This is a genomic window from Desulfovibrio aminophilus DSM 12254, assembly GCF_000422565.1.
Taxonomy (GTDB): Bacteria; Desulfobacterota; Desulfovibrionia; order Desulfovibrionales; family Desulfovibrionaceae; genus Aminidesulfovibrio; species Aminidesulfovibrio aminophilus.
On record NZ_KE383875.1, the window covers coordinates 215,601 to 237,145 of the forward strand.

Sequence of the window (21,545 nt, forward strand, 5' to 3'; positions counted from 1 at the left end):
AGGCACCTTTTTGACCCGTTACAAGGATCTCGGACCATGAACGTGACTTTCATCTTCCCCGACTGGGTGGACCCCGAGGCGACCATTGAGCACGACAAGCAGGGGCACGGCATCGGCCACCTGAGCTTCGCCGTGGCCACGCTCTCGGCCGTGCTCAAGCAGAGCGGTCACGACGTGAACCTTCTGCACATCTGCTACACGCCCAAGGAGACGTCCTTCAAGGACATGCTTCGTGAGCAGTGCGGAAAGACCGACCTCTTCGCCTTCTCGTTCACCGAGGTGGAGAAGTTCTGGGTCCGGGACATGGCCCGCTGGATTCACGAGGAGACGGGCAGGCCCTGCATCGGAGGCGGCATCTATCCGACCCTGGAGCCGGAAAAGACCCTGCGGATGCTCGGCCTGGACATGGCCTGCATCGGCGAGGGCGAGGACGCCATGCTCGAGGTCTGCGCCCGCATGGAGCAGGGCCGGGACGCCGAGGGCGTGGAGAACATCTGGTTCCTGCGCGGCGAGGAGCTGGTCAAGAACCCCACCGGCCGCTTCGTGGAGGACTTGGACACCCTGCCGCCCTTCGACTACGACCTTTTCGACCCCAGCCGCCTGAAGATCTTCGTCTCCAACCTGCCCCGGCTCTACTACCTCTGCACGCGCAACTGCGTCTTCGGCTGCGCCTTCTGCGCCAACCACGCCAAGCGCCAGGCCATGAAGTGCGGCAGCAAGTACGTGCGGCGCTTCAGCCCGGAGCGCGTCATCTCCGACCTCAAGCTCTACCTGAGCAAGTTCCCCCAGGTGCGGCTCATCCACTTCGCCGACGAGGTCATCCACCAGGACAAGGAGTGGTTCGGCCGCCTCATGAAGCTCTACCGCGAGGAGATCGCCCTGCCCTGGCGCTCCTACGCCATGGTCAAGGTGCTCGACGAGGAGGTCATCGGAATCATGGCCCGCTCCCATTGCGCGCGGGTCAACCTGGGCATCGAGGCCGGTTCGGCGCGGGTCCGCAAGCTCTACAACCGCCCCGAGGTCACCGAGGAGGAGATCATCGGAAAGATCAAACTCCTCAAGCGCCACGGCATCGACGTGCACACCTCCACCCTGCTCAACGCGCCCACCGAGACCCTCGACGAGATGATCGAGACCATCAAGCTGGTGGCCCGGGCCGACACCGACATCGCCGTGACCGGCATCGTGGTGCCCTACGACGGCACGCGCCTGCGCCGCATGGCCGAGGAGATGGACCTCTACGACGAATTGGCCGTGGAGAACACCGGAGTGAGCATCCGGCCCGTGGACTGCACCCCGAACAAGGTTCTCTTTCTCTACCACGCCTATCGGCTGCTGGTGGAAGTCTACAAATACCTGTACAAGCGCCCGGGCCTGAGCCGCTTCCTGATGCCCGCGGTGGACGCGGTGGTCAAAAGCCCGCTGCTGCCCCACACGCTGCTCATCGCCATCCGCAAGCGCTTCTTCGAGGGCCGCATCCTGAACTGGGCTTACCGCAAGGCGGAAACCCGCCTGGGCAGGGAAGAGCGGAATCTGAAGACGGCCATCAACGAGGTGGTCGACCTGGACCATCAGGTCGCCCTGCCTCCGGGCCGGGAACAAGTCGTAAGGAGGATGGGCCATGCCGCCGATCCCCGCTGACTTCGGCCCGGTTCTGGTGGTCGCCGCGCACCACGACGACGAGGTTCTGGGTTGCGGCGGGGTTCTGGCCCGCCTGGCCCGCGCCGGGCATGACGTGCATGTGGCCATCCTGGGCGAGGGGGCGACCTGCCGCCTGGACGACGGCGACGAGGCGGCCAAGGCCGCGCTCGCGCGGCTCCAACAGGACCAGGCCCGACGCGCCGCCGCCATTCTCGGTGTGCGCGCGGTCCATTTCGGCGACCTCCCGGACAATCGCTTCGACTCCCTGCCCCTGCTGGATGTCGTGCGCCGGGTGGAGGCCCTGGTCCGCGAGGTCGGCCCCGGCCTCGTGCTGACGCATCACCACGGCGACCTGAACGTGGACCACGCCGTGACGGCGCGGGCCGTGCTCACCGCCGCCAGACCCCTGCCCGACCGGACGACGCGGGCCGTCCTGAGCTTCGAGGCCCCCTCCTCCACTGAATGGGCCTTCGGGCTTCCCGGCTCCCCGTTCCGCCCGACGCTGTTCGTGGACATCGCCGAGCACCTCCAGGCCAAGCTGGAGGCCCTGGCCGCCTATGGCGACGAAATGCGGCCCTTCCCCCACCCCCGTTCGGCCGAGGCGGTCCGCCACCTGGCCGCCCTGCGGGGTGCGACGGCGGGACGGACCGCCGCCGAGGCCTTCGAAATCCTTCATTGGACCATGTAGCGAGATCCGCGCCATGAAATCCGCTGAGAAAACCGCCCCCCCCTGCGATTCCTTCAGCAAGCTGCTGCACGCCTTCAGCGGCCTGCGGGGCTCCGTTCCGGCTCCCACGCGCCCGGAAACCGTGCTCTTCTGGCGTTCGCCCAGCGGCGTCCTGCCCTCCCTGACCATCGAGATGGTGGTGGCCCTGGGCCTGCGTCGACGCGGCCTGCGGCCCGTCTTCTCCATCTGCGGCGGGCTGCTCTCCGGCTGCCTCATGCGCGAGATGCACCGCGACCGGGACATGGACCGCTGGGGCAGGGAGTGCGCCCCCTGCGCCGAACAGGCCCGCGCCCTGCTCCGGGCCGCCGGGCTGGAGCAGGTGGAGGCCGGGGAGACGGTGACCCCGGAGACCGCCGCGCGCCTTGATGAACTGGCCCAGGCCCTGCCCCTGGCGGACATCCCCGGGCACACGGCCCACGGGGTCAAGACCGGCGAATTCGCCGTCTCCTCCCTGGCCCGCTACCTCGGCGGCGTGACCATGGACCCCGCGAGCCCGCTCTACGAGCGCCTGCTGCGGGCCTTCTTCTCCAGCAGCCTGCGGAACACCGAGGCCGCCGCGGCGACCCTGGACCGCCTCCGCCCGGACCGCGTGGTCATGCAGGACGGCATCTACGTGGACTGGGGCCCGATGTTCAATCTCTGCCTGACCCGGGGCATCCCCGTGACCCGCTGGGAACGCGGCTACGTCCTGGATCATCTCATCATGCGCACCTGCGTGAACGAGAACCGGCACATCTATTCCCTCAGGGACGCGACCTGGGCCGAACTGGCCGGACGCGGCCTGGGCGAGCGGGAGGACCGGCTGCTGGACGAGTACTTCGCCCAGCGCAAGTCGGGAGTCCGCAGCCTGCATCTGCTCTTCACCGAAAAGCCCCTGGACCGCGAGGCCTTCCTGGACCGCTACGGACTGGACCGCGACAAGCCCGTCTGGTGCGTCTTCCCGCACGTGGGCTGGGACGCCGCCTTCGCCCTCCAGGATCTCGTCTTCGAGGACCAGACGGAATGGCTCACCGCCACCCTGGAGATCATCCGCCACGTGCCGGAAGTCACTTGGCTCATCAAGGTGCACCCCTCGGAACACAAGCTGGACACCCTCTACGGGGTCCGCGAACTGGTCCGCGACCGCTTCCCGGACCTGCCGGGGCACATCCGGGTCATCCCCTCCGACGACGGGATCAACACCTACGGCATGCTCCCACACATCCACGGCGGGATCACCTGCATGGGCACCGTGGGCCTGGAACTGGCCGCGCACGGCAAACCGGTCATCCTCTCCGAGCGGGCCCACTACGGCGGCAAGGGCTTCACCCGGGACTCGGCCTCGCGTGAAGAGTACGCGCGGACCCTGCGCGAAGCGGGCGGCATCCCGGCCTTGACCCCGGAGGAGACCGCCCTGGCGCGGATTTACGCCCACGCCTACTTCGTGTCCCGGCAACTGCCCTTCCGCTTTATCCATCATTTCGACAACCTCACCTTCACCTCCCTGGAGGAGCTGGACCCCGGCCGCGACCGGGCCATGGACCTCATCTGCGGGTCCATCCTCGACGGCGGGGAGTTTCTGCTGAACCCCGAACCGGAACTCACCCCCGAAGGAAGCCGATGAACATCCACGCCATCATGACCGCCCCGGCCGGGCTCTCGCCCAGCGACAAGGCCCTGATCTCGCTGCTGGCCCTGAACTGCCCGCCCGGCGGCACGGCCGTGGAGGTCGGCACCGGCTTCGGCGGTTCCTCCTTCATCATGCGCCAAGCCCGCCCGGACCTCACGATCCACAGCCTCGACGTGCGCGTCTGGCCGGGTGTGCCGGAACGCCTGGACCCCATCGGGATCAAACGCTTCCTGGGCGACGCCGGGGCCTTCACGGCGGCCTGCCCGGACGAGGCGGACCTCCTGTTCATCGACGGCGACCACTCCTTCACCGGAGTGCGCAAGGATTTCGAAACCCTGGCTCCCAGGCTCAAGCCCGGCGGCGCCATCGCCTTCCACGACCACGCCATGTTCGCGGTGCGCCTCTTGTGCGACACCCTGCAGGACACCGGCGCGCTCGTGGACGTCTGCGGCGCGCACAACTTCCTCGTGGGGAAGCTCGCGCCCGGATTCCGCCCGCCCGACGCCGGAGACTACGCGCGCACCCTCTCGCGCCTCGTGCAAGCCGAAATCCACGGCGGTGCTCCCCGGGCGGTGACCCCGGACCCCTGGCCCCAGCGGCCCTACCTGGGCGACTTCGACGACCTCGCGGACACCCGGCTGGTGGGCAAGGGATGCTGCGGCTGGTTCATCAAGGAATTCTTCGACCTGCCCAGGGAGCTGTTCATCGATTCGGGCCAGGCCGAGAACCCCGGATTGCGCCACATCGTGCTCAGCAGCTTCGTGTCCGAGATCATCACCAACCTGCACGTGCGCAAGCAGGTGCCCTCGGACCACATTCTCGTCTTCCCGCAATACCGGCTGACGCAGCTCTTCCTGGACGATCTGGCCCGGGGCGGGGAACGCCTGCTGCGCATCGCGGCCGACGCGGTCGAGGCGGAGATCATCCGCCAGGCCCTGCTGCCTCTGGACGCCCCGACCCGCCTCGCCCTGGCCGGTACGGGACTGCCCGCCGCCTTCCTGCGGGGATTCTGGTATTTCCGCTGGCACACGGCCTTCGGCGCCTAGACACCCTCAAACCAACACAGGACGACACACCGCAGGCGGATCATGCGCATTCTCCTCTACCCCACCATCCGCACCCAGGACGAACTGGACGACCTGTACCACCGCCTCTGCTGGTACCTGCCGGACATGGCCGGCCACACCGTGGTTTTCCCCTTCCTGCACGGGGTGCTGACCCCGGGCGCGCCGCCCGAGGGCTTCGGCACCCTCTGCGGGCCGGAATTCACCCCGGAATACGTGCATACCCCGGACAACCCGGACCAGATGCGCCAGCTCAACCGGGCCGACGCCCTGCTGCTCTGGAACGACCGGCTCAATCCCATGGAGCGCTACAACCTCTCCGGGACGTCGCGCTACCCCTACAACATCTGCAAGGACTCCCTGGAATCCCGGCACGAGGCCTACCACCTGGCCATCCTGCGTCACGAATATCTGCCCGCGTCCGAACGCGCCGGGCTGGCGCGGGCCAACCTGGACCGCTTCGCGGCCGTGGCCGACTCTCTGCGCCGGGAACGCTCCTACGTCTTCGGCACCGGCCCGTCCCTGGCCCGGGCCATGGAGCGGGACTTCTCCGACGGCCTGCGCATCGTCTGCAACACCACGGTCTGCAACGAAGAGCTCATGGACCATCTGCGGCCCCAGGTCATCGTGGCCGCCGACCCGGCCCTGCACTTCGGGGTTTCCCGCTACGCGGCCCGCTTCCGCGAACATCTCGTCCGGGCCATGGAGCGCCACGGCTCATACCTGTTCATGCCTTTGGGCTACTGGCCGCTGTTCGTGCGGCGCTACCCGGAGCTGGCCGACCGGACCTTCGGCGTGCCCGTGGTCCCGACCAAGCCGGAGAACGTCAGCCTGAACCTCCTGGAACGCTACCAGATCGCCTGCTACGCCAACATCCTGACCCTGCTCCTGCTGCCCCTGGGCTTCACCCTGAGCCGGGAGGTCGGAGTCCTCGGCTGCGACGGCCGCGCCCCGGAGGGCGTGCCCTCGGGCAACGCCTCGCCCTTCTGGCGGCATCACGAGGCCTCGGAGCTGAGCGCGCTCTACGACACCCTCAAGACCTGCCACCCGAGCTTCTTCGCCCTCGACTTCGAGGATTGGTACGCGGGCCACTGCCAGGGCGTGAAGGTTCTGGTGGACCAGGCGACCGAGGCCGGAATCACGGTGACGTCGCTGACGCCATCGTACATCCCCTGCCTGACCGAACGCATGGAGGGGCCGGAACGGAGCGAGATCGAGACCGCCGTGCGCGAGGCCCCGGCCCCGCGCCCGGAGTTCGAGGACCGCGTGGACACCCGGACCAAGGGCGCCTACCGGGTGGCGGTCATCGTCTCGCTCTACAAGGCCGAGCGCTTTCTGGCCCCGATGATGGAGAACCTCCTGGGCCAGACCGCCTACCGGCGCGGCGAGGTGGAGATCCTGCTCATCGACAGCGCCTCGCCCCAGAACGAGCGCCGCATCCTGGCCCCCTACCTGGAGCGTTGCGAGCACCTCTTCTACGGCCGGACCCCGGAACGCGAGACGCTCTACGGCTCCTTCAACCGGGCCATCCGCCACAGCCGCGCGCCCTACGTCATGAACCTGGACGTGGACAACCGCCTGCGGCCCGACGCCATCGACATCTTCGCCGAGGCCCTGGACCTGCGGCCGGACGTGGGCTTGGTCTACGGCAACCAGTTCGTGGGCCAGTTCCAGAACGAGGGCTTCCACAACCACGTGCGCTTCGGGCGGCTGCACCGGCCCCGCTTCTCGCGGGACATGATGCTGCACAAGTTCTACTTCGGCTCGGAGATGATGTGGCGCAAGAGCCTCCACGACGAGATCGGCTACTACGACGACTCCTTCGTGGTGGCCGCGGACTACGAGATGGTCTGCCGCTACGCCACGGTCACGGACTTCCTGCACGTGGACCGATTCTTCGGCCTGTACCTGAAGAACCTCCAGGGCGTGGAGTACACCAACCTGCCGCTCTGCCAGTCCGAGGACGAGCGCATCCGCGAGCAGTACCGGAAATCCTTCCCGGCCCCGGTGGACCCGCCGCGCGTTCACGTGCACTACCCCATCGACCCGAAGAATCCCGACGACTACCTCACCGTGGTCTGCCAAACCATGAGCTTCGACAAGCCGATCACCCGGAACATCATGAAGCTCCTGGAGAACTTGGAGTTCCCGCACATCATCTATTGCCTGGACCAGAACTCCTCCCAGGCCACCCGCGAGAGCATCGCCCATCTGGTGGGCGAGGGTCTGGTGGTTCCCGGCGAGGAACTCCTGCCCCAGGCCCGGCGGCTGTTCGAGTCGCGCATCGCCTACCGGCCCACGATCTGCTTCTGGCTTCTGGCCCACGGCGAAACCATGCTGCTGGATCAGGATTTCCTGAAGATGAACCGGCCCCGGCTCACGGCCTACTTCCGCGAGGCCCACAAGGAGCTGACGGCCCGCTTCCGCACCCCCTCCGGGGCCTTCGACCCGCTCAAGACGCCGATGTTCTGCGATCACCACGAATTCGAGCGTCTGGACCTGACCCCGCACCTGACCGTGGACGCCGACGGCCTGGCCAACGACGAGCCCGCCGACATGGCCGTGTTCATCCAGCACTTCGCGCCCGAGCCGCAGACCGAAAAATACCGCGAGGCCCTCAAGCGCTGCATCGCCTCCGTCCGGGCCCAGGACTTCGGCGGCCGGGTGCGCGTGGTGGTCACGGACGACGGTTCGGCCTGGTCCCGGGAGCTGGCCGGAAGCGACCCGGCACGGCTCATCAAGGCCCACGACCGGGCCTCTCTGGCCCGCTTCGAATGCGCCCGGGACATCGACGCCGACCTCTACCTCTACAAGCCCCGCACCGGCTACTTCTCCAAGGGCCTGCTCTGGAACGCGGCCCTCGGCCGGACCCGCGAACCCCTGCTCCTGTTCATGGACGACGACCAGCACTTCCTGCGCCCGGACTCCCTGAGCCGCTACGCCCGGCATCTGCGGGACTACGAGTTGGTCATCGGGCACACCCGCAGCTACCGCTTCCGGGACATCGACGGAGTGGTCCACAACATGGGTCTGGGCTATTCGAGCCCGGTGGTCCAGGGCTCCAACTTCGGCCTGCGCCGCCCCCTGCTGGAGGCGGCCGGGGGCTTCGATACCCGGACCTTCCTCTGGGGCACCGGCGACGACCCGGCCCTGTTCTGGAAGCTCTATCTGCTCCTGCGTCCCCTGGACGGCGGCCCCATGCGGGCCTGCTACGCCGAGGACATCGTCACCGAGAACCCGTATTCCGGCCGCTGGCGCGCGGACTGCCGCGTGGACCTGGAACTGTTCATCCGCGATTTCCTGCGCCTCCACGGGGTGCATCCCAACTCCAACCCCAGCCGCGACCGGAGCGCCTGGGTCCGGCTCCTGCCCGCCGAACAGCCGGACGACACCGCGCCCGCCGCGCGGGACACCGCCCAGCCTCAGGGCCTGACCATGATCGTGCCCGCCGCCGGGGCCTCGGCCGAAGACCTCTGGCTGACCACGGCCTCGCTGCTGGAGCAGCGCCTGCCCGAGCCCTTGCGGGTGATCCTGGCCGCCGGTCCCGGAGGTCTGCCGCCGGAAACCCTGCTGCCCGCCCGGGTGGAGGTGCTGCGCACCGCCTCGGACGAGCCCGGCCCTGCCGTGCTGGAAGCCCTGGCCGCCGCGGACACCCCCTTCGCGGGCTGGGTCGCGCCCGGCGCGCTCCTGGCCGAGAAGGCTCTCAAAGGGTCGCTCACGGCCCTGCGCGACGGCGGACGTGACGCGGTCCTGGGCGCGAGCCTGGCCTTCGACCCGGCGGGGAGCCGCCTGGAATACCGCCAGCCCCCCTTCCCCTCGGGCGGCGGCCTGCTGCCCTGGGCCGGGCTGTGGCTCGGCGGCCAGCCGGTGATCGGCCGCGCGGACCTGCTCAAAAAACTTCCCGCCGAGGCCGCCCTCGGCCCGGCCTGGGACGCCTCCCTGCTCCTGGCCCTACGGGACCACGCGGCGGGCGGTTCCCGCGAACAGATCCACTCCCTGCATCTGCCCGGAGCGGTCCGGCCGGTGGAGCCCGGGCTCCTGGCCCCGCTCCTGGCCGGAGAACCCGAAACGCTGGCCACGGCCCTGACCGGGCTGTCCCGGCACCTGAACCAGTCCCGGGAGACCGGCGAGGCCGAACACCTGCGCCAACTGCCCTGGGCCCGCGCCCATCTGCACCGGCTCCAGTCCCTGCGCCAAGCCTTCGACGCGCTGGTCCGCCGGGGCGTGCGCCGGGTGGCCCTCTACGGGGCCGGGGCCCACAGCCGCAACGTCCTGACCTGGCTCTGGCCCGCCGGGATCGAGGCCGTCTGCCTCCTGGACGACGCCGTGAAGACGGGCGAGGTGGCCGGTCTGCCGGTGTTCCCCGCCGACGCCAAGGAGACGCCGGAGCACGACGCGGTGCTCGTCTCCACGCCGCGCCACGAGGCCGCAATCCTGAAGAAGTGCCGCGAACGCGGCCTGGAGGCCGTGCCCCTGTACACGGCCGCGTCCTGAACCGGAAACCATCGAGGATTTTCCATGTTCGACTACGCCAAGATCTCCGTGACCCTGGACCTGCACGACAACGACGTGGACTGCCTGAGCGAGAAGGGCAAATGCGTGCGGGCCTGGGAATGGCCCTGGACGCTCAAGATCGCCCGGGAATGGCCCCGGCGCGGGCGGGCCCTGGACGCGGGCTGCGGCACCAGCCGGATGCCCCTGTGGCTCAAGGAGCTGGGCTACGAGGCCTACGGCGCGGACAACTTCGACTACGCCGACGCCGACCCGGACTACGTCAAGCGCGCCCGCGAGCACTTCGCGGCCAACGACAAGGAGACGACCGGGCTGACCCTGGTGGAGGCCGGTCTGGACAAGCTGCCCTTCCCGGACGGCCACTTCGAGGTCATCACCTGCGTCTCGGTCATGGAGCACATCTACGATCCCAAGCAGCCCACGGCCCACCACCGGCACGTCCTGGAGCTGGCGCGCGTGCTCAAACCCGGCGGGGTGCTCATCTGCACCTATGACGTGCACGTGACCCCGGGGGTCAACGACCGGGTCATCGGCTTCGACTACCGCGTGGACATCGAGTATCTGCTGCGCAACGGCCTGAAGCCCCTGGTTCCGGGATACATCGCCAGCCGCCTGGACATGGCCCTGGACGACGACACCCTCTGCTATCCGCCGTACATTTTCATGAAGTACCACTACAAGTCGCGGCGGGCCTTCAGCCGCCAGAGCGCCTTCGGCTTCGCCCTGGTCAAGGAGTAGCGACCGTGAAGCGGGTCGTCTTCTTCCACATTCCGAAGACCGCCGGGTCGTCGTTCAACCGCATGTTGCGCGAGAACTACGGGGAGACCCTGTACTCCTGCGACCTGAACGGCAGTCATCACGCGGGCCGGGAGCGTTTCCAGGCCATGCCGGAGGAAGAGAGGTTCCGCTTCCGCTGCATCACCGGGCACCTGGTGCCGGAATTCCTGGCCCATGTGCCGCAGCCCTACACGCTGCTGACCTTCCTGCGCCACCCCGTGAGCCGGGTCGTCTCGCTCTACAACTACTTCATGACCGTGGACCAAAGCCCCCTGCGGGACTCCCTGCGCGCCTCCGGCGTGGGGCTGCGCGACTACGTGACGTCCGGTCCGGAAGACGAGGCCCGCAACGGCATGGTCCGGCGACTCACGGGCACGCTCTACCGCCCGACCTCGCTGTCCGGAGACGAACTCCTGCGCCAGGCCAAGGACGCCCTGCGCAAGTACTTCCGTTTCGTGGGCCTGCAGGAGAACTTCGACGCCTCCTGCCGGGCCGTCCAGAAGCTCTGCGGCCTGACGAAGGTGGTTTCCTGCACGGTCAACCCGAGCCGGGGCAGGAAGCCGTCCGACCTGAAACCGGCCACGGTCCAGGCCATCCGCCGGGCCAACGTCCTGGATATGGAGCTGTACCTCTACGGCCTGAAACTGCACGGCAGACACATGCACGCCCTGGGACTGGGCGAATTCGCGATCCCGACGTGAGGAGAACGGAGACGATGACGCACAACGACGCGCGCCTGGCGGAGCTGCTGGCCGAACTCAAGGCCTATTTCGGCGACGTGCCCTCGGCGCGCAGGCACTTCGCCCAGGCCGAGGCCGCCGGGCTGCACGTGACCCCGGTGCATTTCTACTCGCCCATCCCGGACGTCTCCCGGCTGGAGCCGGAGATATTCGAACGCGACTCGGAGTTGCCTGGGGTGGACATGGACGAGGCCGGACAGCTGCGCCTACTGGAAGAGGTCTTCGCCCGCCACACCGAGGACTTCCGGGGCTTTCCGCTCAAAAGCCGGGGAAACGACCTGGAGTTCAGCTTCGACAACGACCAAATCTCCGGGGCCGACCCCTTCACGATCTACGCCCTGACCCGCCACCTGCGGCCCAAACGCATCGTGGAGGTCGGCAGCGGCTACTCCACCCTGGTCACGGCCCGGGCCGTGCGCGAGAATGGGAGCGGCAGCATCCTCTGCGTGGAGCCCTACCCCCGGGCGTTCCTGGAACGGGCCGTGGAAGGCGTCGGCGAGGTCCGCCGCCAGCCGGTGCAGGACACGCCCCTGGAAGTCTTCGAGGAACTCGGCGCGGGCGACATCCTGTTCATCGACAGCACCCACACCGTACGCATCGGCGGCGACGTGAACCGCCTCTTCCTGGAAATCCTGCCGCGTCTGAAACCCGGGGTCTGGGTCCACGTCCACGACATCTTCCTGCCGCACGACTACCCCCGCCAATGGATCGAGGAAATGCGCTTCTTCTGGGCCGAGCAATACCTGTTGCAGGCCTTCCTCTGCTTCAACCGCGCCTTCCGCGTGCGTTTCGCCGTGGGCTACATGGGCCGTCGGCATCTCGACCGCATGCGGGCCATCTTCCCCGGCTACCAGCTCGGCATGGGCGGCGGCAGCTTCTGGATGGAACGCGTGACCGTGTAACGCGACACGTCGTTTTTCCGTCTCTCTTCCGTCATCCGACAGCGGCCAGGGAGCGAGGTCCGGACCGAGCCTCCCGCGAATTACCTATTCATGCATGTTTGCGGGCGACACGCAATGCAAGCACACACTTGTACGTTTTTTGCAAAACAGCGGAGCATCCAAAAAAGGAGCCCGCCATGCACCATCTGCTGCGCCACGGCGAACCCTTCGCTCCCCGGCACGAAGATTCCCTGTGCCTCTTCCACCACATCCCCAAATGCGCGGGATCGAGCTTCAACGCCCTGTTGCGCCGCAGCCACGCCGAACGCTTCATCCACCTGGACCAGCCCGCCGACTACGAACGCCTGGCCCGGCTGGGCTCCGGGCCCTGGTTCCTTTCCGGGCACATCGTCTGGGGCTGCCACGCCGCCGTGCCCGGCAACCGCCGGACGGCCTACGTGACCTTCCTCCGCGATCCGCACCGGACCTTCCTGTCCCTGCACCACTATCTCTGGAAGAGCGGCCGGATGCAGAAAGATCTGGAGCAATACCTGCTCACCGAGCACCAGCCCAACCACATGGTGCGCTGGCTCGGCTCCGGCAGCCTGTCCCTGGCCAAGGAGCGGCTCGAAGGCCTCTTCCTCCATTTCGGACTGGTGGAGCGCATGGAGGATTCCCTGCGGCTCATGGCCTCGGACCTCGGCCTGACCCTCGGGGACATGCCCAGGGTCAACGTCTCCGGAGCCGCCCGCCTGGAATTTCCAGCCGATCTGCTCCCGGCGTTCCTGGAAACGAACGCCCTGGACATGGAGCTGTACGCCTGGGCCGTACGCCTCTTCACCAAGCGCGCGATCGACCTGCCGCCGGTCGCAACGCTCGACGTCTGCGATCCGCCCGCCGCCACGCGCACCGACTGGAACCGCTTCGCCGTGAAGGCGCTGGATTCCGGCCGCTACGAGGATGCGCTTCTGGCCCTGGAGGAAAAGACGCCCCGACACCCCCGCGATTACGGCCTGCTGGCCCAGGTGCAGGAACGCCTGGGCCGTTTCAGCCGGGCCCTGGCCCTGTACCGCAAGGTCGAAGCCGCCCACCCCCATTCCTACGCCCTGGAGATGTCCCGTATCCTGCTGCGCTGCGGCCAGGTCGAACAGGCCCTGGCCACGGCCCGGAGGCATGACCTGTTCTGGAGCCGCTTCACGCCCGGCTTTCCCGACGCCCACGCCGTGGGCCGGCGGCTGCTGACCCGGCGCTTCCTGGCCCAGTCCCTGCTCGACCTGGGACGCAGGACCGAGGCCCTGAAAACGGCCCTGTCCGTGGTTGAACTGGAGACGGTGGGCTGCCGGAACCGCCTCTGGCTGGCCGGATTCCTGCTCGACTGCGGCGAGACGGCCGCCGCCCGCCACCTGCTCGAAACACTGGCCGCGCCGGAAGACGCCTCGGAACGAGGGCTGTTGCATTCGCTCACGGCCCGACTGCTGGAGGCCGAGGGAAACGGCGCCGGGGCGCTCGCCGAGCACGACCGGGCCCTGGCCGCTGCTCCCCTGTCCTGGCCCGTGCTCCAGAACGCTGTGACCTGCGCCCGCAGGCAGGGTGAACACCGTCGGGCCGTGGAGGCGCTACGCGCCTTCCGCCGGGACCGCCGGGACCATGAATTGCTCGCGCGGGTGGACCGTGAGCTGTCAGCCACGCTCTTCGAAGCCGGCGAGGTGGAGGAGGCCGCCTCGGTCTTTTCCGGCATCCGTTCCGATGACCGTTTGATCGGCCCGGCCTGGGGCGATCCCCGCCGGGAGCTGTCCCTGACGCGCGTCTTCGTGAGGACCGGCCGCATGCTCGTGCTGCGCACCGCGCCCTGGGTCCACTTCTTCGCCTTCCTGCAGAAGGCCCGCCCCTTGTTCCACGGCAGAATGGACGTACTGACCGCCAACCCCGACTTCCTGACCCAGCGGAACCCCGACGGGATGGGGAGCATCCTGGCCATGCCCTCCGGCAGGTTCAGCCATGCCGAGCACGCCGAGACGCTGGCTCCGGCCATCTTCAACGGGATGTACGACGCGGTGGTGGTCCTGACCTCGAACCTGGACGCGCGCTGGTACGGCGACATCTTCCGCCTGGCCGGGGACATCCCGGCGGCGGAGCGTCTGATCTATTCCATGGATCAGGCCGCCTCGAGGCGCTTCCGCTCCTTCTTCCTGCCGCTGCCCCCGGAACGGGAGCCGGACAACGCCGCTCCGCAGCCGGCCGAGGTTCTCCCCGAGGAGCGGTCCACCCGGCCCGCCAGGAGCCTCTCGGCCAGATAGGAAGGATTCAGGCCTTGTCGGCCTCCACGTTCAGGCTGATGAGCCTGCCGTGGTCCTTGTCCATGTGCGGGATGTAGGCCTGGGAGTAGTCGTCGTAGCCCGCCAGCTCGCCGGTGAAGATCTCGCGCCAGTCCCAGCGCCGGACGCCCGCGAAACCGCAATCCTCCAACACGCCCTTCAGGGCGGCGAAGTCGTAGACCGTGCGGTGGTGCAGCACCGGGCCGCCGGGCACCTCCCAGCGCCCGTAGAGCGGGCCGATGACCAGTCCGAGGTTCCCGCTGTCCAGGTAGACCCGGGCCAGGGCCTCGAAGTCCGGCACGGCCAGCCGCAGCGTTCCGCCCGGCCGCAGCACCCGCCGCCACTCCGCCAGAACCTCGCGGACCTCCACCCGGTCGAAGTATTCCAGGGTGTGCGAGGCGTAGAGCAGGTCCACGGTTCCGTCCGCGAACATGGGCAGGGTGCGGATGTCGTGGCGGTGATCGATGTGCGGATAGTCGGCCAAGTCCACGTGCGCATAGCCCGCCAGACGGCGCTTGCCGCAGCCGAGATGCACCTTGAGCGCGCTCATGCCCGGCCCTCCATGAATTCGCGAACCTCGGCGCAGACCCGTTCCACGTCCTCGCGCGGCAGGCCGATGGACGAGGGCAGCCAGAGCCCGCGCACGGCCAGCTCCTCGGACACCGGCAGACCGTCGGGAGGGGTCAGCCGGGCGTACACGGGCTGGGCATTCACCGGCGGGTAGTAGGGACGGCTGCCGACGCCCCGGGACTTGAGGTGGACGGCCAGGCCGTCGCGCAGCTCCCGCGAGGGCAGGAGCGGGTCCACGAACCAGGGCGTGACCTGGGTGAGGTCCGCCGGGGGGAAAACCACGCCGGGCACGCCGGCCAGAAGTTCGCGGTACCAGCCGTAGACCTCGCGGCGGCGGCCGATGCGCCAGGCCAGATCCCTGATCTGCTCGATGCCGACCACGGCCTGGAGATCGGTGAACTTGAAGTTGAAGCCCACGGCGTCGTGCTGGTCCGTGGCCGGGGCCGTGCGGCAGAAATCCTTGAGCCTGCGGACCTCGCGGTCCAGGGCCGGATCGTCGGTGACCACGGCGCCGCCCTGGCCGGTGGTGATGATCTTGTGCGGGGTGAAGGAGAAGACCCCCATGGCCCCGAAGGAGCCCAGGGGCCTGCCGTTCCAAGAGGAGCCCAAAGCCTGGCAGGAATCCTCCAGCAGGGCCATGCCGCGCGCGCGGCAGAAGGCCGAGACCGCCTCCATGTCTCCGCGGCGGCCGTTGATCTCCACGTAGATCATGGCCTTGGCCGGAACGTCCGGGACCGTGCCCAGATCCAGGCAGAGGGTGGCGGGGTCCACGTCGGCCAAGACCGGCTCGGCCCCGGCCCAGACCACGGCGTTGACCGTGGCGATCATCGTGTAGTTAGGCACCACCACCCGGTCGCCCGGGCCCACGCCCAGGGCCTTGAGGGCCAGATACAGGCCCACGGTGCCGTTGGTCAGGACCGCCGCGTGGGCCACTCCGGCGGCCTCGGCCACCAGGGCCTCGAACTGCCGGGTCTTCTCGAACTCGGTGAGCCAGCCGCCCGAGTCCAGGTATTCGGCCAAGGCCGTCTTCTCGCGACCGGAAAGATAAGGCTCCACCTGGTGCAGGAACTTCATGCCGCCTCCTCGCGCTGCCCGGCCCTGGTCCGGGCCTGGGCTCCAGCTAGCCTCCGCCCCGGCGGATTGTCAACCGATCCGGGCCTCCGCGTTGACTGGCCCGGGCCGTTGTGTCAGTCTCGGCACGGCCGCCGGAGCGGCCAAGGGAGTCCGTCATGCCCCTCGTCTCCATCGTGGTGCCGGTCTACAACCAGGCCCAATATCTGCCCATGACCCTGGACGCGGTCATGTTCCAGGAGCACCCCGACATCGAGCTCGTCATCGTCAACGACGGCTCCACCGACGACACGCCCGCGGTCATCGAGGACTTCCTGACCCGGGTCCGGACGGAAACGGCCTCTTTCGCCCGGCGCTACGACGAGGCCGCCGACACTGTGGAGCGCGAGGTCCATCCCCGCTACCCCCAGAACCGGCTGATCCGTGTCCTGCATCACGAGCGGAACAGCGGCCTGGGCGCGACCCTGAACACCGGCTTCCGGGCCGCCACGGGCGAATTCTGCACCTACATCGCCTCCGACGACATGCTCCTGCCGTCCATGGTTTCCGAATGTCTGGCCGCCATGGAACGGACCACAGCCGACTTCGCCTACGCCGACATGCACGTGGTCGACGACCGGGGCCGCATCCTGCGGCGCTTCTCCCTGCCGGAAGCCGACTTCGCCGCCTGCTTCGGCGACTGGTACTTCTGCGGGGTCTGCAAGCTCTACCGCCGCTCCCTGCACGAGCGCCTGGGCTGGTACCGCGAGGATCTCCTGTCCCACGACCACGAGCTTTACCAGCGCTTCGCCATGCACGGCGTCCCCTTCGTCCATGTTCCCAAGGTCCTGGCCAACGTGCGCATCCACGGCGCCGACCGCCAGGTGGACAACCACACCCCGGGCCAGTGGAACCGCCTCTTCCGTGAATCCATCGCCCTGGTGCGCGAGGCCCGCGAGTTCCTGCGCACCGGAAAGACTCCCCAGCCCTGAGGCCGCCATGAAACTCGCCTTGCTCCAGATCGATCCCCTGGTCGGCGACCTGGACGGCAACGCCGCGCGCATCGCCGAGGCCGTCAGGAAGGCGGCCGCCCTCGGCGCGGACCTCTGCCTGACCCCGGAGATGGCCCTCCTGGGCTATCCGCCACGCGACCTGCTGCTCTACGACGCGGTCCTGGAACGGACCCGGGTCCGGGCCGAAGATCTCGCCGCCGAGCTGGCCGGGCTGCCGCCGGTGCTCGTCGGAGCCGTGGAGGTCAACCCCTCGCGCGAGGGACGAGGGGCCTTCAACTGCGCCCTGCTCCTGCGCGACGGCGCGGTGGAGAAAAGCTTCCGCAAGACGCTCTTGCCGACCTACGACGTCTTCGACGAGGATCGCTATTTCGAGCCATCGACCCCGGGCTGGGACAACTTCTTTCAGTTGGGCGGCCGGACCATCGCCGTGACCATCTGCGAGGATCTCTGGAACGACGGCGATTTCTGGCCCAGGCCGCGCTACCACGCCGACCCGGTCAAGGAGATCGCCCGCCGCCGGCCGGACCTCGTGGTCAACCTCTCGGCCTCCCCCTTCTCGCTGGGCAAGCAGGCCCTGCGCCAAAACCTGCTTGGGGCCCTGGCCGCCAAGCTCGGCCTGCCCCTGGCCTACGCCAACCAGGTGGGCGGCAACGACGACCTGGTCTTCGACGGCCGCTCCTGCGCCTTCGGCCCGGATGGTGCGCTGCTGGCGCGAGCCCGGGGCTTCGACGAGGACATCCTCCTGGTGGACCTGGACGACGGGGGAAACCGGATCGAGGACGACGACCTCTCGCCGGAGTCCGAGAGCTGGCGGGCCCTGGTGCTCGGCGCCCGGGACTACATGCGCAAGAGCGGCTTCTCCAAGGCCCTGCTGGGCCTCTCCGGGGGCATCGACTCGGCCCTGGTGGCGGTGGTGGCGGCCGAGGCCGTCGGCCCGGAAAACGTCACCGGCGTGCTCATGCCCTCGCCCCACTCCAGCGCGGGCAGCGTGGACGACTCCCTGGAACTGGCCCGGCGGCTGGGCATCCGCACCGTGACCCTGCCCATCGGTCCGCTCATGGGCGGCTTCGCCGAGACGCTCAAGGACGCCTTCGCGGGACTGCCCGAGGACGTCACCGAAGAGAACATCCAGTCGCGCATCCGGGGCAACCTGCTCATGGCCCTGTCCAACAAGTTCCGCGCCCTGCTCCTGACCACGGGCAACAAGAGCGAGCTGGCCGTGGGCTACTGCACCATCTACGGCGACATGTCCGGCGGCCTGGCGGTCATCTCCGACCTGCCCAAGACCGCCGTGTACCGGCTGGCGCGCTGGATCAACGCCCGCCGGGGCGCCCCCATCCCCGAGGCCGTCCTGACCAAGGCCCCCTCGGCCGAGCTGCGGCCCGGACAGGTGGACCAGGACAGCTTGCCGCCCTACGACATGCTGGACGAAATCCTGGCCCTGCACATCGAGGGCCGCCGATCCGGGGAGGAAATCGCGACCCGGGGCTTCGATCCGGCCACGGTGCGCCGAGTGCTCGGGCTGGTGGCCGCCGCCGAGTTCAAGCGCCGCCAAGCCGTGCCCGGCATCAAGCTCACCGAAAGGAGCTTCGGCACGGGCTGGCGCATGCCCCTGGCCTGCCGCCGGATGCTCTGACCCTCCGACGTCACTCTCCCCTCATCCCGCCGAAACGACGAAGGCCCGACCGAATCGGCCGGGCCTTCCTGGAATTCCGCTTTGTTCCGAACGTCAGGCGAGCATGGCCTTGGCCACCTGCTCCTGGACCTCGGCGGTGAGGTAGGGATGCATGGGCACGCTGAAGATGCGGCTGCCCACATTCTCGCAGACCGGCAGGTCGCCGGGCTTGTGCCCCAGGGAGGAGTATGCCTTCTGCAGGTGCAGCGGCGTGGGGTAGTAGATGGCCGTGGGCACTCCGGCGGCCTTGAGCTTGGCCATGAGTTCGTCCCGGTGGGCGGCGTCACGGGCCAGCACGGAGTACTGGGCCCAGACGCTCCGGCAGTCGGCCGGGACCGTGGGCACGGTCAATCCGGGCACCTGGGAGAGCAGCGCGGCATATCGGTCGGCCGCCTCCTGGCGCAGTTCGATCTCCCGCGGGAAAAGCTTGAACTTGGCCAGAAGCACGGCGGCCTGCATGGTGTCCAGACGACCGTTGATGCCCAGGCGCACGTTCTCGTACTTGTCTCGGCCCTGGCCGTGGATGCGCACGGACTGGAGCAGGTCGTTCCACTCGTCGGAGTCGGTGAAGCACATGCCGCCGTCGCCGTAGCAGCCCAGGGGCTTGGCCGGGAAAAAGGAGGTGCAGCCGATGGTGCCGAAGGCCCCGCAGCGCTTGCCCTTGTAGAGCGCGCCGAAGGACTGGGCCGCGTCCTGGATGAGGGTCAGGCCGTGGTTCCGGCAGACCGCGTCCACGGCGTCGTAGTCGCAGGGCACGCCGAAGATGTCCACGCTGATGACCGCGCGCGGCCGCAGATCCAGGCGCTCGGCGCGGGTGCGCTGGATGACCGTGTCCAGGCTCTCGGGGTCCATGTTGAGAGTCACGGGGTCGATGTCGCAGAAGACCGGCGTGGCCCCCAGCAGGCTGACGACCTCGGCGGTGGCCATGAAGGTGAACGGCGAGGTGAAGACCGCGTCGCCCCGTCCGATGCCCAGGGCCATGAGGGCCATGAGCAGGGCGTCCGTGCCCGAGGCGCAGGCCACTGCGTGCTTCACGCCGGTGAACTCGGCCAAGCGGGCTTCCAGGTCGCGGATTTCCGGGCCCATGACGTAGGCCCCGTGCTCCAGCACGGCCTCGATGCCTTTCTTCACCTCGTCCTGAATGAGACGATACTGGGATTTGAGGTCGATGAAGGGAATGGTCATTTCATTTCGTTCCTTTACTCCGGCATGTCCGGAGGTCAGTGGTCCATGTCGCGCAAGGTCCGCGCGGCGTCCTTTGTCAGCGCGGGACTCGCGGCCACGAGCACGCACCGGGCCCACTCGAAGGGCACCAGAATGGGCGCCTGCCGAACCAGGCCCTGCACATACAGGTTCCAGTAGAAGGCGTCCAGCCGGTCCGCCGCGCCTTTCGCGTCAAGGGTTGAGAGCCCCACGAGCGCCACGTCCAGATCCCGGGCCAGCAGCCCGGCCTTGCGCAGGGCTCCGGCGGTCAACCGGACCCGCTCCGGCTCCCCGGCCAGGACCACGGCCTCGGGCCCGGCCTCGGCCGTTCCGGCCGGGCCCAGCAGCCGGACCGCGAACTCCAGGGACCGCTCCCCGCCCAGGCTCCGGCCGGGCCGGACCACGGCCAGGCCACGGCCACGGGCCTCGCCGCCGCGCAGCACGAGACGTCGGCCGTCGTCCTCGACCTCGGCTCCGGCGGCCCGGGCCAGGGCCGCGAGCACGGCCCGAAGCGGCGCTCCGCTCAGGGGTTCGGGAGAATACAATGTCACCGGCAGACCGGCCGGGGGCGATTCCAGGACCACCTCGCGGTCCACGCAGGGCCCGGCCAGACGGACGAAATCCGCCCAGGGCACGGCTTCCATGGCTCCCGGCGAAGCCTCCTGGGCCGAAGCCGGACGCGGCGCGATGAAAAACACGGCCGCGAGGAGAACCAGCACCCAGCCGCAGCCCAACCGCACGCGCGCCCCTCAGCTCCGCCCGGCCAGAGCCAGCAGGCCGGACACGGCCTCGGCCACGCTCTGTTCCCGCACCGCCGCGCGGTCGCCCTCGAAGAGGAACCGCCGGGTCGTGACGCCTCCGGCCGAGGCCCAGGCCATCCAGACCGTGCCCACGGGCTTCTCGGAGGTGCCGCCGCCGGGTCCGGCGATGCCGGAGATGGACACGGCCAGATCGGAGCAGAACGCCTCGCGCACGCCCCGGGCCATGGCCGCGACCACGGGCTCGCTCACCGCCCCATGCTGCCGCAGAAAGGTTTCCGGTACGTCCAGGAGACGGCTCTTGATCGAGTCGTGGTAGGCCACCACGCCGCCCAGGAACCACTCCGAGCTGCCCGCCACCGATGTCAGCGCTCCGGCCAGCAGGCCGCCGGTGCACGACTCGGCGCAGGCCAGGGTAGCTCCCCGGGAGCGCAAGACAGCGCCCAATTCCAGAATATCGCCCTTCAGTTTTCCGTCCATGCGGAATTCCTACCAGGGCCGGGAGGCTCTTGCAATGGCGCGGCCCTCCGGCCTAGACTGCGGCATGGACCAAAAGCCCGGCATCCGCGAGCTGCTCTGGCGGCGGCACATCAATCCCTGGAACTGGTGGAGCCAAGTCTTCTGCCTGCTCCTCCTGGTCCCCGGGCTGTGGCTGCGGAACAAGGGCCTGCTGGGGCTGGCGCTCTTCGGCGGCGCGGCCGCGGCCTTCCTGGACCTCAAGCTGCCGCCCATGCGCCGCCTGGGCCTCGGCGGGCCGGAAAACCTGGCCGCGCGGATCATCCGCCTGGAGCACGACTGGCGCGCGCGTCCCTGGGACCGGCGCAAGAAACTCCAGGTCGCGGCTGTGGCCGTGGCCGCGCCCCTGCTGGGGCTGGCCCTCTGGACCCAGGATCTCGCGGCCCTGGCCGTGGCCCTCGGCGCGGGCTACCTCATCCGCGTGGTGATCCAGAACAAACGCGACGGCATCGATCCCTAGCGGGCCATTGAAAAATCCCCGCCGCCGCGTTGCA

Annotated in this window: 17 protein-coding genes; 12 read left to right on the top strand and 5 right to left on the bottom strand. The window is 68.8% G+C overall.

Annotated elements, in window-relative coordinates:
- Positions 1 to 36: 36 nt before the first annotated feature.
- From H587_RS0113510 to H587_RS0113550, 9 genes are all read left to right on the top strand, one after another.
- The gene (locus tag H587_RS0113510) at positions 37 to 1,641 is read left to right on the top strand and encodes a B12-binding domain-containing radical SAM protein (protein ID WP_027176704.1); all 1,605 of its coding nucleotides are present in this window, start codon (positions 37 to 39) and stop codon (positions 1,639 to 1,641) included.
- Entirely contained in the window at positions 1,622 to 2,329 is a 708-nt protein-coding gene (locus H587_RS0113515) for a PIG-L deacetylase family protein (RefSeq protein WP_027176705.1), read from the top strand. The genes H587_RS0113510 and H587_RS0113515 overlap by 20 nt, the downstream gene beginning before the upstream one ends.
- 13 nt (positions 2,330 to 2,342) lie before the next feature.
- Positions 2,343 to 3,971, top strand: a complete 1,629-nt coding sequence (locus H587_RS0113520) for a capsular polysaccharide export protein, LipB/KpsS family (RefSeq protein ID WP_027176706.1) — start codon at positions 2,343 to 2,345, stop codon at positions 3,969 to 3,971.
- Positions 3,968 to 5,023, top strand: coding sequence for a class I SAM-dependent methyltransferase (locus tag H587_RS0113525; protein ID WP_027176707.1), 1,056 nt, complete (start codon positions 3,968 to 3,970; stop codon positions 5,021 to 5,023). Before H587_RS0113520 ends, H587_RS0113525 begins: the two co-directional genes overlap by 4 nt.
- Before the next feature lie 42 nt (positions 5,024 to 5,065).
- Positions 5,066 to 9,535, top strand: a complete 4,470-nt coding sequence (locus H587_RS19830) for a glycosyltransferase (RefSeq protein ID WP_051202853.1) — start codon at positions 5,066 to 5,068, stop codon at positions 9,533 to 9,535.
- A gap of 24 nt (positions 9,536 to 9,559) precedes the next feature.
- Entirely contained in the window at positions 9,560 to 10,291 is a 732-nt protein-coding gene (locus H587_RS0113535; protein WP_027176708.1) for a class I SAM-dependent methyltransferase, read from the top strand.
- Between the two features lie 5 nt (positions 10,292 to 10,296).
- Positions 10,297 to 11,031, top strand: coding sequence for a sulfotransferase family 2 domain-containing protein (locus H587_RS0113540; RefSeq protein ID WP_027176709.1), 735 nt, complete (start codon positions 10,297 to 10,299; stop codon positions 11,029 to 11,031).
- Between the two features lie 14 nt (positions 11,032 to 11,045).
- On the top strand, positions 11,046 to 11,972 hold the full coding sequence (locus tag H587_RS0113545) for a class I SAM-dependent methyltransferase (protein WP_051202855.1): 927 nt from the start codon (positions 11,046 to 11,048) through the stop codon (positions 11,970 to 11,972).
- A 176-nt stretch (positions 11,973 to 12,148) separates the two neighbouring features.
- Complete coding sequence (locus H587_RS0113550) at positions 12,149 to 14,248, top strand: tetratricopeptide repeat protein (protein WP_027176711.1); 2,100 nt, start codon at positions 12,149 to 12,151, stop codon at positions 14,246 to 14,248.
- 7 nt (positions 14,249 to 14,255) lie between these two features.
- On the opposite strand, the gene H587_RS0113555 is transcribed toward H587_RS0113550, so the two are convergent.
- Together H587_RS0113555 and H587_RS0113560 are read right to left on the bottom strand one after the other, a co-directional pair.
- Positions 14,256 to 14,816, bottom strand: coding sequence for a class I SAM-dependent methyltransferase (locus tag H587_RS0113555; RefSeq protein ID WP_027176712.1), 561 nt, complete (start codon positions 14,814 to 14,816; stop codon positions 14,256 to 14,258).
- Positions 14,813 to 15,910, bottom strand: a complete 1,098-nt coding sequence (locus tag H587_RS0113560; protein WP_027176713.1) for a DegT/DnrJ/EryC1/StrS family aminotransferase — start codon at positions 15,908 to 15,910, stop codon at positions 14,813 to 14,815. The genes H587_RS0113555 and H587_RS0113560 overlap by 4 nt, the downstream gene beginning before the upstream one ends.
- 155 nt (positions 15,911 to 16,065) lie before the next feature.
- Between H587_RS0113560 and H587_RS18755 the strand changes: the two genes are divergently transcribed.
- Together H587_RS18755 and H587_RS0113570 are read left to right on the top strand one after the other, a co-directional pair.
- Positions 16,066 to 16,878: a glycosyltransferase family 2 protein gene (locus H587_RS18755; RefSeq protein WP_034609434.1), complete on the top strand. Its 813-nt coding sequence runs from the start codon at positions 16,066 to 16,068 to the stop codon at positions 16,876 to 16,878.
- 7 nt (positions 16,879 to 16,885) lie between these two features.
- Positions 16,886 to 18,535: an NAD+ synthase gene (locus H587_RS0113570; protein WP_027176714.1), complete on the top strand. Its 1,650-nt coding sequence runs from the start codon at positions 16,886 to 16,888 to the stop codon at positions 18,533 to 18,535.
- A 93-nt stretch (positions 18,536 to 18,628) separates the two neighbouring features.
- Here the strand turns inward: H587_RS0113570 and H587_RS0113575 are convergent, their stop codons facing one another.
- The 3 genes from H587_RS0113575 to H587_RS0113585 are packed head-to-tail and all read right to left on the bottom strand — an operon-like array spanning position 18,629 to position 21,015.
- Positions 18,629 to 19,759, bottom strand: coding sequence for a DegT/DnrJ/EryC1/StrS family aminotransferase (locus H587_RS0113575; RefSeq protein ID WP_027176715.1), 1,131 nt, complete (start codon positions 19,757 to 19,759; stop codon positions 18,629 to 18,631).
- 35 nt (positions 19,760 to 19,794) lie between these two features.
- The gene (locus H587_RS0113580; RefSeq protein WP_027176716.1) at positions 19,795 to 20,517 is read right to left on the bottom strand and encodes a hypothetical protein; all 723 of its coding nucleotides are present in this window, start codon (positions 20,515 to 20,517) and stop codon (positions 19,795 to 19,797) included.
- A 9-nt stretch (positions 20,518 to 20,526) separates the two neighbouring features.
- Positions 20,527 to 21,015, bottom strand: coding sequence for a CinA family protein (locus H587_RS0113585; RefSeq protein ID WP_027176717.1), 489 nt, complete (start codon positions 21,013 to 21,015; stop codon positions 20,527 to 20,529).
- A gap of 34 nt (positions 21,016 to 21,049) precedes the next feature.
- Here H587_RS0113585 and H587_RS19835 point away from each other — a divergent pair, with 34 nt between their 5' ends.
- Entirely contained in the window at positions 21,050 to 21,511 is a 462-nt protein-coding gene (locus tag H587_RS19835; RefSeq protein ID WP_051202858.1) for a hypothetical protein, read from the top strand.
- The last annotated feature ends 34 nt before the right edge of the window (positions 21,512 to 21,545 follow it).

What these genes read in the sequence shown, in the direction of transcription:
- H587_RS19835 (WP_051202858.1), top strand. Translation starts at nt 21,050, where the DNA reads ATGGCGCGGCCCTCCGGCCTAGACTGCGGCATGGACCAAAAGCCCGGC.
- H587_RS0113515 (WP_027176705.1), top strand. Translation starts at nt 1,622, where the DNA reads ATGCCGCCGATCCCCGCTGACTTCGGCCCGGTTCTGGTGGTCGCCGCG.
- H587_RS0113545 (WP_051202855.1), top strand. Translation starts at nt 11,046, where the DNA reads ATGACGCACAACGACGCGCGCCTGGCGGAGCTGCTGGCCGAACTCAAG.
- H587_RS0113510 (WP_027176704.1), top strand. Translation starts at nt 37, where the DNA reads ATGAACGTGACTTTCATCTTCCCCGACTGGGTGGACCCCGAGGCGACC.
- H587_RS0113555 (WP_027176712.1), bottom strand. Translation starts at nt 14,816, where the DNA reads ATGAGCGCGCTCAAGGTGCATCTCGGCTGCGGCAAGCGCCGTCTGGCG.
- H587_RS0113560 (WP_027176713.1), bottom strand. Translation starts at nt 15,910, where the DNA reads ATGAAGTTCCTGCACCAGGTGGAGCCTTATCTTTCCGGTCGCGAGAAG.
- H587_RS0113550 (WP_027176711.1), top strand. Translation starts at nt 12,149, where the DNA reads ATGCACCATCTGCTGCGCCACGGCGAACCCTTCGCTCCCCGGCACGAA.
- H587_RS0113575 (WP_027176715.1), bottom strand. Translation starts at nt 19,759, where the DNA reads ATGACCATTCCCTTCATCGACCTCAAATCCCAGTATCGTCTCATTCAG.
- H587_RS19830 (WP_051202853.1), top strand. Translation starts at nt 5,066, where the DNA reads ATGCGCATTCTCCTCTACCCCACCATCCGCACCCAGGACGAACTGGAC.
- H587_RS0113535 (WP_027176708.1), top strand. Translation starts at nt 9,560, where the DNA reads ATGTTCGACTACGCCAAGATCTCCGTGACCCTGGACCTGCACGACAAC.
- H587_RS0113585 (WP_027176717.1), bottom strand. Translation starts at nt 21,015, where the DNA reads ATGGACGGAAAACTGAAGGGCGATATTCTGGAATTGGGCGCTGTCTTG.
- H587_RS0113520 (WP_027176706.1), top strand. Translation starts at nt 2,343, where the DNA reads ATGAAATCCGCTGAGAAAACCGCCCCCCCCTGCGATTCCTTCAGCAAG.
- H587_RS0113525 (WP_027176707.1), top strand. Translation starts at nt 3,968, where the DNA reads ATGAACATCCACGCCATCATGACCGCCCCGGCCGGGCTCTCGCCCAGC.
- H587_RS18755 (WP_034609434.1), top strand. Translation starts at nt 16,066, where the DNA reads ATGCCCCTCGTCTCCATCGTGGTGCCGGTCTACAACCAGGCCCAATAT.
- H587_RS0113570 (WP_027176714.1), top strand. Translation starts at nt 16,886, where the DNA reads ATGAAACTCGCCTTGCTCCAGATCGATCCCCTGGTCGGCGACCTGGAC.